We start from the raw sequence: 15201 nt of genomic DNA on the forward strand, positions 1-15201 counted from the left end.
TCCGAACGGCGAACGATGATCCGATACTTCGTTCTCGCGTTCCTGTTTACCATCACGGCAATCAATTACGGTGATCGTGCGACTCTCGGAATTGCACGATCGAGCATATCCCACGATCTCGGGTTAAGCCCGGTCTCCATGGGCTATGTCTTCTCCGCATTCGGTTGGGCCTATGTGCTGAATCAGGTGCCCGGAGGCTGGTTGCTTGACCGCTATGGTTCCATACGCGTGTACGGCGTAAGCCTCTTCGCGTGGTCGCTGTGTACGCTGGCGATCTCTGGCGCTGGTCATGTCCCGCAGGCGCTGGCTTTTCCTGTGCTGTTCCTACTCTGGGCCGGACTTGGTCTGGTGGAAGCGCCAGCTTTTCCAGCCAACAGTCGCATCACCTCAAGCTGGTTTCCCATCGGCGAAAGAGGTCTTGCGACATCCATTTTCAACTCGGCGCAATATGTCGCGGTCGCGTTCTTCGCACCCCTGATGGGCTGGGTCACGCAACGGCTCGGCTGGGAATACATCTTCGCCATGATGGGACTGCTGGGCGTGCTGCTCGCCGTGCTCTGGCTGGTGACGATGCGTCCTCCCGCCCAGCATCCGAGCGTCAGCGCCGCAGAGCTGGCTTATATTCGTGAAGGCGGCGCTCTCGTCGATATCGATGACAAGAGCAAGCAGACAAAACACAGGCTCAATCGCAGGCAGATCCAGTTCATGCTCACGGACCGGACCTTACTGGGCGTCTATGGTGGACAGTACTGTATCAATGTCATTCTGTATTTCTTTCTGACCTGGTTTCCGTCCTATCTGCATCAGGCGCGCGGGTTGTCACTCACACAGACCGGCTTTGCCGCCAGCGTGCCGGCGCTCTGCGGTCTTTTTGGCGCCATCGTCGGTGGAGCGCTGTCTGACAGGCTGCTGCGTTCCGGTCGTTCAGCGAGTTTCGCGCGCAAGACGCCCTTCATTGTCGGAATGGGGCTCGCTTCAACGCTTTGCCTCTGCAATTTCGTGCAGTCACCACTGCTCATCGTCGCCATCATGTCACTGGCTTTCTTCGGCAAGGGTGTGGCCGCGATCGGGTGGGCTGTCATTTCCGACATTGCCCCGAAAGAAGTTCCGGGTCTGGCGGCCGGTATTTTTAACGGCATCGGCAATGTTGCCGGGATCGTAACGCCGATCGCAGTTGGCTACATCGTGTCGCTGACGGCTTCCTATGACGGTGCATTACTGTTCGTCGCTGTGCACTGTCTTGCTGCTATCCTGCTTTATCTCTTTGTCGTCGGAAAGATCCGGCGTCTCGCTCTGCCTGTCTGAGGTAACCTGCGAGCCTTTTCTTCCGAGCATGAAGGAAGAAAGGCGCGTCCTGTCAAAAAAACAAAAAATACAAGGACGTTGTCATGAACAGTCAAGAATTCGCGTATTGCGAAGGGAGGCGTTATCGCCTTCCTTGCACATCTTCTTTTCCCCGCACGGTCTGCGTTTCCTCCTTCTGGCTTGTCACCGGGAGTCTTTGTGCTCTTGGGGCAGGGAGAGCCATGGCGCAGACAACTGCACCCACGGCACAAAATCTCCCGATAACAGCAGGACATGTCGTTGTCCGGAAATCACACGGCACCACCAAGACATCGACGCAAGCGCCTGTTGCCCATGCAAAGACTGGAACTGCACCATCAGATGCTGCGGCCACGGGCAATTCTTCCACAGCCACGCCCGCAAAACTGAGCCGGGCACAGCTTCTGCCACCATTGACGTCCCGACCGGAACTCTACGGACAGCCACAATCTCTGGGTTTGCATCAGCTGCCTGGCGCAGTGCTGCATCAGGGGCCCTGGGGTGTCTTTAACACCAACTCAGGCGCGGCTGCGGGCTTTGGAACTGTTGCGTATTATGCCGTGGCCCGGTGGGCGGAAGACTGGTCGAACCTGCGTGACAAACGCAATCATCTCGATCCGATGGATGCGCTCAAATATATTCCGTTCAATAACGAAGGGGATATTTACCTCAGCCTTAGCGGTAACTTCCGTCATCATGGCTTTTATGATCAGAATGCCGGTCTTGGCGCGACAAAACGCTCTCCTTCCTACCGATCGAACCTGCGTTTCAATATTGGCGCGGATCTGCATCTGACAGAGCATGTTCGTCTGTATGGCGAGTTGATGAGCGGTGAAGCTGGCGGTATCAATTACTACGGTTATACAGGACGCTGGCGCAGCAAAATTGACCTGCATCAGGCTTTTCTTGAAATAAAAGGGAACATTCTCGGTGCAAAAACCGGTGTCATGATCGGTCGTTACAAGTTTCTGGATGCTCCCGCCTATTTCACTGGCGGAAGTGTGTATCCATCGATCCCGTTTTCCTGGAACGGTGTGCGTGGTTACGCCTTCTGGAAACGGTTCCGCGTTGATCTCTTCGATCTGACACAGACGAACGAACTTCCTCTCAAACCCTTCGCGGACACAGTAGGGTGGCGAAACAGGCTTTTCGGAGCCTATACGTCCTACGCTGTTCCAGAATTCAAATTCCTTGGGCAGAAAAGCCAGATTTTTGCAGATACATTCTATCTTGGTTTCATCGTTGACGACAGTTCCCTTGCAGCCATGCATGGAAATACAACCGGTTCGACGCATCGCGATACACCCGGCACCCGCATCTGGGGCAATGCTGGCCCGATCGAGTTCTCTGTTGGTGGCATGTGGCAGGGAGGTACGTTTCAACAGGAGAAAAACGGCCCTTCCCGAAAAGTGAATGCGTGGTCCGTCAATGCCCAGGCGTCATGGCGTTTCAGCCATTGGTGGGGACGGCCTTCTCTGGGACTTCAGTTCGACGATGTGTCGGGCGGTGATTACCGGACCAGTTCGACCAGCACATGGGGCGGGTTTCTCTCGCCTTACTCACCCTCGGCCTCCTATCTTGACCTGAGCACCTATTTCAACATGCAGAATCTGATCAGTATTGGGCCGCTTGTGACACTTACACCAACAAGCAACACATCACTGCAAATGAAATCTCCTGTTATGTGGCGCAACAGTACACATGACGGGATATATCCGCAGTCTACTGTTGCCTTTCCCTATCGTCCTCGTGGTCATTATACAGGGGTCCTGCCGCAGGCCAGTTTCAACTGGCGACCAACCCGGCATATCAGCTTCAGCCTTGAGGGCGAATATGTCTTTCTGGGTCGTAATGTTTTGCGGTCCGGCGCCGCTCAGGGCGCTTATATTCAGACAAATCTGGAACTGACATTCTGAAATCATATTGCATTTTGCAGACTGTGTAATTGCCGAGCCAGCAGAGGCTGGCAATTACCGGTTGTTTATACAGGGTAAGGAATTTTTTCAGAAGATTCTTTCATTTAATAATCTATTTGAGATTTGTTTTCTGTGGTTGAATCCATCTTATGTCACATTCAGGCTGATCTGCGTCTGCCGGATGATGTAATATTGGCATACAGCACGGAAGATCGATGAAATATCGATTTTCCGCGTGTGTATTTTTGAAAATAACTTGGTCACGAACGATTTGTGTCAGATCTGATTTTTTCTGGTTGAAGAAATCATTTTGAAAATCATCATAAAAAGAATAAGGCATGCGGCTGCGGGGACAAGCATGGGCAGATCTGGGCTTCCACTCCAGTAGCGCGTCCAGGCCACCAGATTCTGACCGAGGAATGCTCCAAAGCCCCCTACGGATGTAATGGTTGCAATGCCTACGGCGGCCTTGGCGTCTTTCAGGAATCTGGACGGTAACACCCACAGGCAGGGTAACAGGATATAGATGCAAGGCCCGCCAAGACTGAGCAGAAAAAAGCGTGATACATTGTCATGCATGAAAACAGACAGTGCAAAACATAAGGTTCCCAAAGCAGAAGCTGTAAGCATTGCATAAAGTGGTCGATCTCCTTTTCTTACTGCGGGAACCAAAAAAATCAGGGCCAGTGTGCCCAGAAGATAAGGAATGGCGTTCAAAAAGCCATTTATCGTGTAACTTACACCAAAATTATTGACCAGAGAGGGTAGCCAGTAGCTCAATCCATAACTGGCTATCGAAATCAGCATGAAACAGACAGCCAGTTCCATTACACGGATATCAAATATCGCGCTGAGAGGGGTGGCATGCCGTGTATCACGCTGAAGAACGTGTTGCCGTTCAGCTTCCAGCGTGTCGATCAGCCATTTTTTCTCAGTATTATCCAGAAAAGTCTGAGTTTCAGGTCGCTCGGGAAGGAAGAAGAATACCAGGACCGCCAGGATTGTTGGGAAAATTCCTGTGACCAGAAAAATGATTTGCCAACCGGCCAGAGATGCGAAGCCATGCTGACTCAGAAGCCAGCCGCAGAGCGGGCCGCTCAACATGTTGCCAACACTACTGGCCAACGTGAAATATCCCATCATGCGAACACGATGCTGGGCAGGAAACCATAGGGATAAATAATAGATTATACCCGGATACAGGCCTGCTTCTGCCGTTCCAAGAAGAAACCTTAAAACATAAAACATCAGCGTGCTTTTGGTGAACGCCAGTAATATTGTAATAATTCCCCATGACAATCCAATTCTGGCAATCCATCTGGACGCTCCGAATTTATGGAGCAGCATATTGCTGGGAACCTCAAAAATCATGTAGCCAATGAAAAACAACGAAGCCCCGGAAGCGAAGACCGTTTCACTGATATGCAGATCAGCAGCCATTTGCAGTTTGGCAAAGCCAATATTCTGGCGATCTATATACGCTCCAAGATAACATAAAGTCGCCAGAGGCAGGATTCTCCACGCAATCCTGTTTATGGTGTGTGTTTCTCTTGCAGAAATGTCTGACATGTTTTCCTCTTTCTTTTTAGTTCTTGTTTTGAAGGACTCATTGCGCGACGAAATATAATTTCCATTTCCAGAAATATTTTCTTCTTTAATGCCCGTTTTGAAGTGAATATTTTTATCATAATATATTTTTGAAACTGATATTATTTTACAGAATATATCAATATTTTTCCATATGGATACGACTTGAAATTCTGCGTGACTGTCATCCGCATTAAAACAAGCCTCAGTATGAAAAGTTTCTTCTAAATTGTAGAATTATTTTGAATTGATGTTCTCATGAAAGCGGCAGGATTCAGTGTAGATCGCCGATTATACTCAAGAGCAGGAATTTGGAAAAGTGGCTTGGATTGCCTCGCCAGTTAAGTTCGATGATATTCGGAGATGAATTGAACGGCGGTAAGGAGAATTGATTTCAGTTGGTCCTCTCCTGTTGCGATACCCCTGATCTGATCCAGTTATGTTAGCCCTTTGTCCCAGCATCAGTGAAAGACTCCGGCTTTTTCAGTAGCATCGACGGTGGCGTAGATTTTTGTGGTCAGTTTGCCTGATTCGTATGGACGATCGTGTTGTCGGTCATCACATATGCACAGATGAGGATCATCCCAAAGAAGATCCTATCCCGCTCACACAAGTCAATCGTCCGGAAGCCTACGGCACGCTCCTGCTCACCTCCGGTGAGTGATGGAAAAATCTCCGATGACTTTTTCAGCTTCGATGATGCTACCTTGCAATAAGCATTGCGGAAACAGGATTTCCGTATAACTGAAACGCATAATTTCATAATTATAGAGTATTGGACGGAGCGATATTAGTCTCTGTAGAAGAATGTCCTGAACATGACATAACAATGTCGGCGTGTTTTAAGGTAGACGTATTCCTTGATGAAAGCATACCCGCACAGATTACGGCCGGTTGGAATGCAGTCCTTTCTGAACTGCCTCCAGTGCTTCGATCACGTCGAAATGATTTCGGAAAAAACTGATGCATAATGCGCATGACATCGCTCTGCTGCTGGCCCGTTTCCAGTTTGCCTTCACAGTGGGCGTTCATATCGTCTTTCCTGCATTCTCGATTGGTCTTGCTGCCTATCTCGCGGTGCTGGAAGGGTTGTGGCTGACAACAGGACGACAGGTTTTTCTCGATCTCTATCGCTACTGGATCAAGGCGTTTTCCATCGTCTTCGGCATGGGCGTCGTTTCCGGATTGGTGATGGCTTACGAGTTCGGTACGAACTGGTCCATCTTCTCGAAAAAAGCCGGTCCAATCACAGGCGTTCTTCTGTCCTATGAAGTGATGACCGCCTTCTTCCTTGAAGCGGGTTTTCTGGGGGTGATGCTGTTCGGCATGAACAAGGTCGGACGTGGACTGCATTTTGCCGCTACCTGCTGCGTCTCGATTGGCACGCTGATTTCAACAACCTGGATTCTGGCGTCGAATTCATGGATGCAGACGCCGCGTGGCTACCGGATCGATCCGACAAGCGGTCAGTTCCTCCCTGATGACTGGCTGGCGATCATTTTCAATCCGTCATTTCCCTACCGTCTCGTGCACATGACACTGGCGGCCTTCCTCTCGGTGGCTTTCGCGGTTGGCGCAACAGGTGCGTGGCACATGTTGAAATCACGACGTGAGGGCAAAATCTCCAGCGAACCCGTGCGTGTGATGTTTTCCATGGCGATGTGGATGGCGACGATCGTTGCGCCAATCCAGATTCTCGCGGGGGATGCGCATGGGCTGAACACGCTGAAATACCAGCCTGCCAAACTTGCTGCGATGGAAGGCGACTGGACCAGCGAAGGGCATGCGCCGGAACTCCTGTTCGGCATACCCAACATGAAGACCGAACACACGGATTATGCAGTCGGTATTCCGCTGGTGGGGTCGCTGATCCTTACCCACAGTCTGGACGGCAAGGTTCCGGGTATGAAGGACTTTCCCCGCGACCAGAGACCGCCATCCCAGATCATTTTCTTCTCGTTCCGCATCATGGTGGCTCTGGGGATGCTGATGTTGCTGGTCGGACTCTGGTCACTATGGCATCGTCGCAACAATACGCTTTTTACCAGTCCTCTTTTCCATCGTGTCGCTCTGGCCATGGCGCCAGCGGGCTTTCTCGCCCTGCTCTGTGGCTGGGTCACCACTGAGGTCGGACGTCAGCCGTGGACTGTCTACGGTCTCCTGAGAACTGCTGACAGCGTTTCGCCGGTCGTACTGTCGAGCATGGTGGTGTCGATGACCATATTCGTCATTGTCTACATCTTCGTCTTTGGTTCGGGCCTTGGCATTCTCGTCCGGATGCTGGGTCACGAACCGAAAGAAGGAGAAAGCAACCCCGATCCCGCACAGGCTCCAGAAATTCTGGCCATCCGGACGCATCCTGCCGTCGTCAACGCCTCTACCGGCAAAGGAGCCTGAAGAATGATGGATTTTGCACACTGGCTCCCCATCATCTGGGGCGTCATCCTGATCGCTGCGATCTCGATTTATGTTGTTCTGGACGGTTTCGACCTTGGCATCGGCATGCTGTTTGCGCTTGAGCGCGACCGGACAAGGCGGGATGTGATGGTCAGCACGATCGCACCGGTTTGGGATGGCAATGAAACCTGGATGGTGCTGGGAGGAGCCGTTCTGTACGGCGTGTTCCCGGGAGCCTACGCCACGTTGCTGCCGGCATTCTATCTGCCGATCATCGTGATGCTGGCCTCCCTGATTTTTCGTGGCGTCGCCTTCGAGTTTCGTGTCATGACAAGGGGCACAGTCCGTGAAAGACACTGGGATTTCGGTTTCATGGCCGGATCGGCGCTCGCCGCTTTCTGTCAGGGAACGATCCTCGGCGGCGTGATCCAGGGCGTGTCGGTCACGGATGGGGCCTTCTCCGGCAGTGCTTTTGACTGGATGACGCCGTTCGGCATTCTTTGCGGCCTCTCCGTGATGTGCGGCTACGCATTGCTCGGCGCGACGTGGCTGGTATGGCGGACGACCGGTCAGCTCGAAGCCGCCTGCAGACACTGGGCTGCACGACTGGCGGTCGGACTTTTCGCAGGGATCGTTGCCGTCAGCCTGTGGACGCCCTTTTTACACGAACCCTATCTCCATCGCTGGACGGACTGGCCTGACATCCTTCTTGTCGCGCCTGTTCCGCTCCTGCTCGTGGCGCTTGGTGCGTTGATGGCGTCCGCGTTGCGCAAAGGACATTCGCGCGTGCCGTTCCTGTGCGCTCTGGGCTGGTTTTTTCTGTGCCTGACCGGACTGGGAATCACGATCTGGCCCTACGCCGTGCCGCCCTCCCTGACCCTGTGGGATGTATCTTCTCCGCCCTCAAGCCAGTTTTTCCAGCTTGTCGGAACGGCAATCATGCTACCAATCATCCTGACCTACACAATTTACTCCTATCGCGTGTTTCGCGGGAAAGTGTCGGAAACTGATGGCTATCATTGAAGTTGTGCGCGGTGACGGCAGCAGCGCTCCCCGTCGCATGAGTTTCCGCCTGGCGTGGCTTGCAGGGATATGGATGGCGAGTACTGCCGCCTTCTTCTGTGCGGCGTCGCTTCTCCACCTTCTGGTGCCCAGATGAGTCACGCATATGTGTTCAAAAACTGCGGGAGACAGGAAAATGTTTGAAAATTCAAAGATTTTTGGATTTGAACGCGACTTCGCCGGATCTCTGCGCTGTATTCCGATGATCACACGGCAGAAGCTGGATATGATCGGCATCAAGATGACGCTCCGCCAATGGAGTCGCCTGTCGCATGAGGAAAGAAGCAGGCTGGTGGACATGCCGTGTCAAACGCAGTCGGAGCAGGATGCCTATCGTGCCTTTGTTCTTGACCGGATTGCAGCACGCGCGGATGAACCCGTCCGTTATCTGGGGGAACAGGGACTGGAAGAGTGGCAACAGTCTGAATCCATGCCTCAGGCAGTGTTAACGCAGGCGCAGACGGACCTTGTGGCGCCACCGACTTCGCAGCAATGGGCCGCACTGACACCTCTTGAACGCTTCGCACTGATCAAACTCGCGCGTTCACAGCATGAAAATGAGAATTTTGTTCCGGCGTTGAAAGAGTTCGGCATCCTTTAAGGATAGGGTCTGTATCATGAGCAAAGAAAAAGAGTCCGAGTTCAAGCCCTATCACCATCCGGCAGGCGGCTGGGGGGCTGCGGGAGCGACCGCAAAAGTCCTCATGGAACAGAGCGTGCTGGTGAAAGGCTCGCGCGGCCTGCTCGCGATGAATCAGCCCGGTGGTTTCAAGTGTCCGAGTTGCGCTTTTCCTGACCCCGATCACCGTAAAACGCTCGAATTCTGTGAAAACGGCGCAAAGGCTCTGGCTCACGAGGCGACCAAGGCGCGTGTGACACGGGAGTTCTTCGCACAGCACACTGTTACGGAATTGATGGAAAGGAGCGATTACTGGCTCGAAATGCAGGGTCGCCTGACCGAACCGATGCGCTATGACGCCGCCACGGATAAATATGTCCCTATTGCGTGGGATGACGCCTTTGCCCTGATCGGAAAGCATCTGAGATCGCTGGACAGCCCGCATCAGGCTGAATTCTACACGTCTGGCAGAACGGCCAACGAGACGGCGTTCCTCTATTCCATCTTTGTGCGTGAATTCGGCACCAACAATTTTCCTGACTGCTCGAACATGTGTCACGAGCCGACATCGCGGGGGCTGCCGCCTGCTCTCGGTATCGGCAAAGGCACTATCGTCATGGCTGATTTCGAACAGGCCGAGGCGATCTTTGTCATCGGACAGAATACCGGCACCAATTCCCCACGCATGATGACTAATCTGGTCGAGGCGCGAAAGCGCGGTGTGCCGATCATCATGATCAACCCGATGCCTGAACGGGCGCTGATCCGGTTCACCGAACCGCAGGACTTCCTGCAGATGGGAACCTTTGGTTCGACCGCAATTTCCAGCGAGTTCGTTCACGTACGGATCGGCGGGGATCTGGCCATCTTCAAAGGCATGATGCGGGCGCTTTTCGAAGCCGAAGATCGTGGTGAAGACGTTCTGGACAAGGCGTTCATCGCAGAACATACGGCTGGTCTCGAAGCCCTGCGCGCCGACATCATGTCCGTATCATGGGCTGATATCACACGGGTTTCCGGAATCACGGAAGAACAGATCCGTCATATCGCCGGAATCTACGCCCGGTCCAATGCAACGATCATCTGCTATGGCATGGGGCTGACCCAGCATCAGGAAGGCTCCCATCTGCTTCAGCAGGTAGCCAATATCCTGCTCCTGAAAGGTAATATCGGCAAACCGGGAGCCGGTATCGCCCCGATCCGCGGTCACTCCAACGTGCAGGGCGACCGCACGGTCGGGATCGATGAGAAGCCTACCCAGGAATATCTCGACCGCGTGCGTGATGTTTTCGGCTTTGAGCCGCCGCGAGAACACGGCCATCATGTTCTGGAAGCGGTCGAGGCAATGGAGGCCGGAACCGCCAAGGTGTTTTTCGGAATGGGTGGCAACTTTGTCCGGGCGATTCCGGACACCGAGCGCTCCTACGCCGCCATGGCGAAACTCAATCTGACAGTGGGCGTGGCGACCAAACTCAATCGCGGTCATCTCGTACACGGCAAGGACGCCCTGATCCTGCCCGTTGTGTCCCGCTCGGAGATCATCCGCACGGCAGCAGGTGAGCAGTTTGTCACCATTGAAGATGCGATGGCGAATGTTACGGCATCGCGTGGCGTATTCGAGCCAGTCAGTCCCGATGTTCGTCCCGAGACAGAAATCATCTGTCGTATGGCCATGGCGACCCTGCCGGATTCAAAGACGCCCTGGGCGGACTATATCGAGGATTACACGCTTATCCGTGACAGGATCGCGGCTGTCTATCCAGCAATCTATTCGGATTTCTCGGAAAAGATCAAAAATCCACGAGGCTTCCATCTTGATATTCCGCCACGTCGTCGCGTGTGGATGACCCCGAACGGAAAAGCCAATTTCCTCGTCATGCCGGGACTTGAGGTTAATGAGGTGATTGATGATCCGGCAATGCTGCGTCTGGCGACCATCCGTTCGCACGATCAGTACAATACGACGATCTACAGCAACAACGACCGGTATCGTGGCGTTTATAACAACCGTCTCGTGATCTTCATGAACAGGCATGATCGTGAAGACCGGGGACTGGAAAATGGTGCTGTGATCGGTCTTGAGACCTATAGTGATGACGGTTACCGGCGTCACGTCGATGGGCTGACGATCCTCGATTACCCGATGCCCCGTGGAGCCATCGCCGGGTATTATCCGGAACTCAACCCTCTGTTGCCGCTTGATTTTTTTGATGAGATCAGTGGCACGCCGGCTGCGAAGGCTATCCCGGTCAAAGTGGTGCCGAGCGTGGCGTCTGCGCCGCCGATCCGGATCGCGGGATAGCGAGGAACGCACAGATGGAAGTTGCTCGGGATCTGCAGGGCCGACCGCTCCGGGATTTGCGGATTTCGGTAATGGACCGGTGCAATTTCCGCTGTCCTTACTGCATGCCGGAGGCGGCGTATCCCGAGGGATTCCGTTTCCTGAAAACAGCCGAGCGGCTGGACTTTGACGAGATCGAGCGCGTGGCGCGCGTTGCGGCGGGACTGGGTGTGACGAAGCTGAGGCTGACAGGGGGAGAGCCCCTCCTGCGCCCAAATCTTCCCGATCTTGTCGCCCGGCTGGTGCGTATTCCGGGCATTCGGGACGTGGCGCTGACGACGAATGGTGTCCTGCTGGAACGTCACGCGGCGGCGCTTTGTGAAGCCGGTCTGAGCCGCGTCACAATCAGTCTGGATAGCCTCGACCCGGCCATATTTGCGCGTCTCAGCGGTGGAAGAGCCGAACTGTCGGCTGTGCTGCGCGGCGTTGGCGCAGCCTGTCATGCGGGATTCCCGGATGCGGTAAAGATCAATACTGTCGTTCAACGCGGTGTGAACGATGCAGGCGTGCCAGACCTGTTGGATCATTTCCGCAATACCGGCGTCATCGTGCGTCTGATTGAATATATGGATGTCGGCAATCGCAATGGCTGGAGCCATGACGATGTCGTGCCGTCCTCCGAATTGCTTCGAAGAATTCAGACTCGATGGCCACTTGAAGCGCTCGACCCGAGTTACCGTGGGGAGGTGGCGCGGCGTTATCGTTATGCCGATGGTGGTGGCGAAATCGGCTTCATCTCGTCGGTGACAGCTCCTTTCTGCGGAAGCTGTTCAAGAGCGCGGTTATCGTCAGATGGACAGCTGTACACCTGTCTTTTCGCGACAAAAGGCACTGATCTGCGCGCCGTTCTGCGCGATGACCGAAATAATGGAGACGAACAGGCTCTTCGGCAGGTGCTTGTGGAGAACTGGTGCAACCGCGCGGATCAATACAGTGAAGATCGTGCGCAGGCGTTCATTGGCGGAGAAGCGGCTCTGGTTTCTCGGAAGAACGAGAAAATAGAAATGCATTACATTGGAGGATGAGATGACCCGACGCAGACTGATTCTCACGCATCTGGATGAAAGCGCAAAGATTCTGCATGGCAGTCTGGTGATGCCCATGGTGACTGTCTGATGGTCGCGCCGCTTTACGGCCTTGTTCTTGCTGGTGGCAGGAGCCGACGCATGGGGGTGGATAAAGCCGCGATTCCATATGGCGGACGCCCGCAACTTGCACGCACGTTCGATCTTCTTTCTTCCTGTGTGACACGCTGTTTCGTGTCCGTGCGAAAAGAGCAATGCGACGATCCGCTCAGGCAGTCCTATCCGCAGATCGTGGACATGCTCGACGATTGTGGTCCCGCATCCGGTTTGTTGGCGGCTCATGGTGCATTTCCCGAAGCCGCATGGCTGGTTCTGGCCTGTGATCTGCCTCTGATGAACCAGCCAACGCTTGCTGCGCTGATCAATGCGCGGGAGGCACGCTATACAGCCGTGGCTTTTCGCAGTCTGCATGATGGACTGGCCGAGCCTCTTTGCACGATCTGGGAACCCGCAGCGCTGGACAGGCTGCATCAGAATGTTGCGGTTGGTGTCGTCAGGCCACGGGACGTTCTGGCTGGCGACACCATCTGTCTTCTGCCGCCGCCTGCTTCCCCTGCTCTGGAAAACATCAATACGCCCGCCGAGTTCGCGATGATCATGGATAAATTTGGAAACAGTCTGGATCTTCAATGCCCCGCGTAAGATTGGAATATTTCGCGCAGTTCGGTGATCTTGCTGGCTGCCGAACGGAGATACGTGACACCGATGCCGTCACCGCAGCCGCTCTGTATGGCGAACTGCAACGGGATTACGGATTTGCGCTTTCGCCAGCCCGAATGCGGGTCGCGGTCAATGCTCAGTTCCGTCCATGGAATCAGAGCCTGAAAGACGATGATCATGTTGTGTTCATCCCACCGGTGACAGGGGGATGAACCTTTTCCTTATGACGGAGGAGCCTGCGGATATAAGCGTCTTTCGAGAAAACCTTCTAAGGCAGGATGCGGGCGGCTTTTGCAGTTTTGAAGGATGGGTCCGCTGCACGAATGATGGACGATCCGTTTCAGGTGTTGAATATGTAGCGTTCGTTCCGCTTGCTACTTCTGAAGGGCAGGCAATTCTTGAGGAAGCTCAGCAGCGTTTCAACATCATCGCAGTGTCGGCAATGCATCGGACGAGTTATCTGCGTGTTGGTGAAATCGCTGTGTGGATTGGTGCGAAGCCGCGCATCGCGATGCAGCTTTTGAAGGGTGCCGTTACGTGATTGATGAGATCAAGAAGCGTGTACCAATCTGGAAGCGCGAGCATTATAGTAATGGCGCGGCTGAATGGCTTGCATGTCACGAGGCCGCTGAAGGCGCTTCCATACCAGCCGTAAAAAATGGCTCTTCCGGAGCGTTTGCGTGACTCCTCTGTTTCAGAGACGAATGGTGGCGCCTCTTGGGCGTCCCGATGAGCAGATGGCGCTCAATATCGCGGACGAAGTCCCGGTCAGGATGGTGTTCAACGAGATATTGCCTCACGGTGTGATGATGTTGACGCCGGGTCATCTTGAGGATTTTGTATTTGGCTACTGTCTGACGGAAGAGATTATTGATTGCCGTGATCAGGTCAGATCGGTGACAGTGGCGGATTGCGACGACGGCCTGACGGTGGACATTACAATCACTGGCGACTGCCTTGCGCGCTTGCTCAAGCGTGCGCCTCGGGCGCAGACCGGACATTCAAGCTGCGGTATTTGCGGAAGTGACGATATTCCTTCGGTTGCGGGCATTGCACGTAATCCCTTTTCTTTCGACACCCAGATCACATCTCATGCGGTGCGGCGCGCTTTGCGCGATCTTGATCAGTGGCAAGCGCTGAACACCAGCACGCATATGGTTCATGGTGCAGCATGGGCGAGCATGGAGGGCCACATCCAGATGATCCGTGAGGATATCGGACGACATAATGCGCTCGACAAGCTGATTGGCGGTCGTATGCGGGACAACAGGCTGTCAGAGCCCGGGATCTGCTTGCTGACCAGTCGTTACTCGTATGAGATGGCGCTTAAGACCATTCGGGCTGGTATGGAAACGGTTGTTGCGATTTCTGCACCGACAGATCGCGCGCTGCGATTGGCTGAGCAGATGAATCAGACACTTATCGCTATCGCGCGTCCTGATCGGCAGCTTGTCTTTTGTGGAGGCTCACGCCTGCAATCATAGCACGGTCTCATATTCGACATGACAGGATTTCTATCGGATTGTGTTCAGTATTTTATGGAATAAAAACTTTCAGGAGCAAGAGTGACTTTTTAAACGCAATAAATTTTATTAAAAATTTTATGTAATATTGTATTTTTTATGAATATTTACGGTTTTTTGGTTTGTATTATTGTTTTTATGAAGCGTGTATGAATTTTAATAGGTGGAAATATTCAGTTATGCTTATTATAAACTGTATATAATGCAAAAGGAAGGTATCTACGGATTGGCAATTTGCCCCATCTCACCGTGTTTCAGCAATTATAACTGTGACGCATAATAACATATCTACATTATATTTCATATTTTTTCCTCAAAGGAATAGGTAGTCACCACCCGTTACGAAGGCGGCCAATGTTTATGAGGCATAAATATTTAGGCTGATTAACCTGAAATGGAAACGTCTTGAACTTGATCTATGTTTGCAAATGATGTCGTTTACTCTTGGTTGGCAGGAAGGAATCTATGTTTTTAAATCAACTATACTACTTACGCGAGTTGGAGCGACAGAAAAGCTTCTCGAAAGCGGCGGAGGCCTGTCACGTCTCGCAACCCGCGCTCTCACGCGCCATTCGTCAGCTGGAGACCCGCAAAAACCGGTAGCGTTTGGACGGCTATGGTGATTCATTGAAGTTACGCGATCACGGAGGCCTACTATGGATCCCAAGTCCCTGTTCAGTTTGAGCGA

At 53.2% G+C, this 15201-nt stretch carries 13 protein-coding genes and 2 pseudogenes; 14 read left to right on the plus strand and 1 reads right to left on the minus strand.

All coding sequences use genetic code 11. The features are described 5' to 3' along the window. The first annotated feature begins 15 nt into the window (after positions 1-15). Complete coding sequence (locus GVI59_RS08025) at positions 16-1305, plus strand: MFS transporter (protein WP_173573758.1); 1290 nt, start codon at positions 16-18, stop codon at positions 1303-1305. Between the two features lie 221 nt (positions 1306-1526). After that, complete coding sequence (locus GVI59_RS08030; protein WP_242013011.1) at positions 1527-3239, plus strand: alginate export family protein; 1713 nt, start codon at positions 1527-1529, stop codon at positions 3237-3239. A gap of 276 nt (positions 3240-3515) precedes the next feature. On the opposite strand, the gene GVI59_RS08035 is transcribed toward GVI59_RS08030, so the two are convergent. Further along, positions 3516-4808, minus strand: a complete 1293-nt coding sequence (locus tag GVI59_RS08035) for an MFS transporter (protein ID WP_173573759.1) — start codon at positions 4806-4808, stop codon at positions 3516-3518. A 981-nt stretch (positions 4809-5789) separates the two neighbouring features. Here GVI59_RS08035 and GVI59_RS08040 point away from each other — a divergent pair. From GVI59_RS08040 to GVI59_RS08090, 12 genes and pseudogenes are all read left to right on the plus strand, one after another. Continuing rightward, entirely contained in the window at positions 5790-7223 is a 1434-nt protein-coding gene (locus GVI59_RS08040) for a cytochrome ubiquinol oxidase subunit I (RefSeq protein ID WP_173573760.1), read from the plus strand. A 3-nt stretch (positions 7224-7226) separates the two neighbouring features. Beyond that, complete coding sequence (gene cydB / locus GVI59_RS08045) at positions 7227-8246, plus strand: cytochrome d ubiquinol oxidase subunit II (protein ID WP_173573761.1); 1020 nt, start codon at positions 7227-7229, stop codon at positions 8244-8246. Then, complete coding sequence (locus GVI59_RS08050; RefSeq protein ID WP_173573762.1) at positions 8233-8382, plus strand: DUF2474 family protein; 150 nt, start codon at positions 8233-8235, stop codon at positions 8380-8382. Before cydB ends, GVI59_RS08050 begins: the two co-directional genes overlap by 14 nt. A 39-nt stretch (positions 8383-8421) precedes the next feature. Next, complete coding sequence (locus GVI59_RS08055) at positions 8422-8886, plus strand: nitrate reductase associated protein (protein WP_173573763.1); 465 nt, start codon at positions 8422-8424, stop codon at positions 8884-8886. Between the two features lie 16 nt (positions 8887-8902). Next, a complete protein-coding gene (locus GVI59_RS08060; RefSeq protein ID WP_173573764.1) occupies positions 8903-11206 on the plus strand; it encodes an FdhF/YdeP family oxidoreductase in 2304 nt (767 codons plus the stop codon). A gap of 14 nt (positions 11207-11220) precedes the next feature. Beyond that, complete coding sequence (gene moaA / locus GVI59_RS08065; RefSeq protein WP_173573765.1) at positions 11221-12270, plus strand: GTP 3',8-cyclase MoaA; 1050 nt, start codon at positions 11221-11223, stop codon at positions 12268-12270. Between the two features lie 90 nt (positions 12271-12360). Beyond that, a complete protein-coding gene (mobA, locus tag GVI59_RS08070) occupies positions 12361-12972 on the plus strand; it encodes a molybdenum cofactor guanylyltransferase (protein ID WP_173573766.1) in 612 nt (203 codons plus the stop codon). Beyond that, entirely contained in the window at positions 12960-13202 is a 243-nt protein-coding gene (locus tag GVI59_RS08075) for a MoaD/ThiS family protein (RefSeq protein ID WP_173573767.1), read from the plus strand. Before mobA ends, GVI59_RS08075 begins: the two co-directional genes overlap by 13 nt. Positions 13203-13213: 11 nt before the next feature. Continuing rightward, positions 13214-13491: pseudogene (locus GVI59_RS19365) on the plus strand (molybdenum cofactor biosynthesis protein MoaE); the annotation flags it as partial. Positions 13492-13527: 36 nt separating this feature from the next. Then, positions 13528-13674 (plus strand): hypothetical protein, encoded by a 147-nt coding sequence (locus GVI59_RS19370; protein ID WP_338422082.1) that lies wholly within the window; start codon positions 13528-13530, stop codon positions 13672-13674. Beyond that, positions 13671-14474: a formate dehydrogenase accessory sulfurtransferase FdhD gene (fdhD, locus tag GVI59_RS08085; RefSeq protein WP_338422080.1), complete on the plus strand. Its 804-nt coding sequence runs from the start codon at positions 13671-13673 to the stop codon at positions 14472-14474. The genes GVI59_RS19370 and fdhD overlap by 4 nt, the downstream gene beginning before the upstream one ends. Positions 14475-14978: 504 nt before the next feature. After that, positions 14979-15101, plus strand: a pseudogene (locus tag GVI59_RS08090) (LysR family transcriptional regulator); the annotation flags it as partial. Between the last annotated feature and the right edge of the window lie 100 nt (positions 15102-15201).

Source organism: Acetobacter sicerae (genome assembly GCF_011516765.1).
Lineage (GTDB): Bacteria > Pseudomonadota > Alphaproteobacteria > Acetobacterales > Acetobacteraceae > Acetobacter > Acetobacter sicerae.

Excerpts from the sequence above, each read along its gene's own strand:
- mobA (WP_173573766.1), top strand. The coding sequence starts at position 12,361 with ATGGTCGCGCCGCTTTACGGCCTTGTTCTTGCTGGTGGCAGGAGCCGA.
- cydB (WP_173573761.1), top strand. The coding sequence starts at position 7,227 with ATGATGGATTTTGCACACTGGCTCCCCATCATCTGGGGCGTCATCCTG.
- GVI59_RS08060 (WP_173573764.1), top strand. The coding sequence starts at position 8,903 with ATGAGCAAAGAAAAAGAGTCCGAGTTCAAGCCCTATCACCATCCGGCA.
- GVI59_RS08025 (WP_173573758.1), top strand. The coding sequence starts at position 16 with ATGATCCGATACTTCGTTCTCGCGTTCCTGTTTACCATCACGGCAATC.
- GVI59_RS08030 (WP_242013011.1), top strand. The coding sequence starts at position 1,527 with ATGGCGCAGACAACTGCACCCACGGCACAAAATCTCCCGATAACAGCA.
- GVI59_RS08040 (WP_173573760.1), top strand. The coding sequence starts at position 5,790 with ATGCATAATGCGCATGACATCGCTCTGCTGCTGGCCCGTTTCCAGTTT.
- moaA (WP_173573765.1), top strand. The coding sequence starts at position 11,221 with ATGGAAGTTGCTCGGGATCTGCAGGGCCGACCGCTCCGGGATTTGCGG.
- GVI59_RS08055 (WP_173573763.1), top strand. The coding sequence starts at position 8,422 with ATGTTTGAAAATTCAAAGATTTTTGGATTTGAACGCGACTTCGCCGGA.
- GVI59_RS08035 (WP_173573759.1), bottom strand. The coding sequence starts at position 4,808 with ATGTCAGACATTTCTGCAAGAGAAACACACACCATAAACAGGATTGCG.
- GVI59_RS08075 (WP_173573767.1), top strand. The coding sequence starts at position 12,960 with ATGCCCCGCGTAAGATTGGAATATTTCGCGCAGTTCGGTGATCTTGCT.
- GVI59_RS08050 (WP_173573762.1), top strand. The coding sequence starts at position 8,233 with ATGGCTATCATTGAAGTTGTGCGCGGTGACGGCAGCAGCGCTCCCCGT.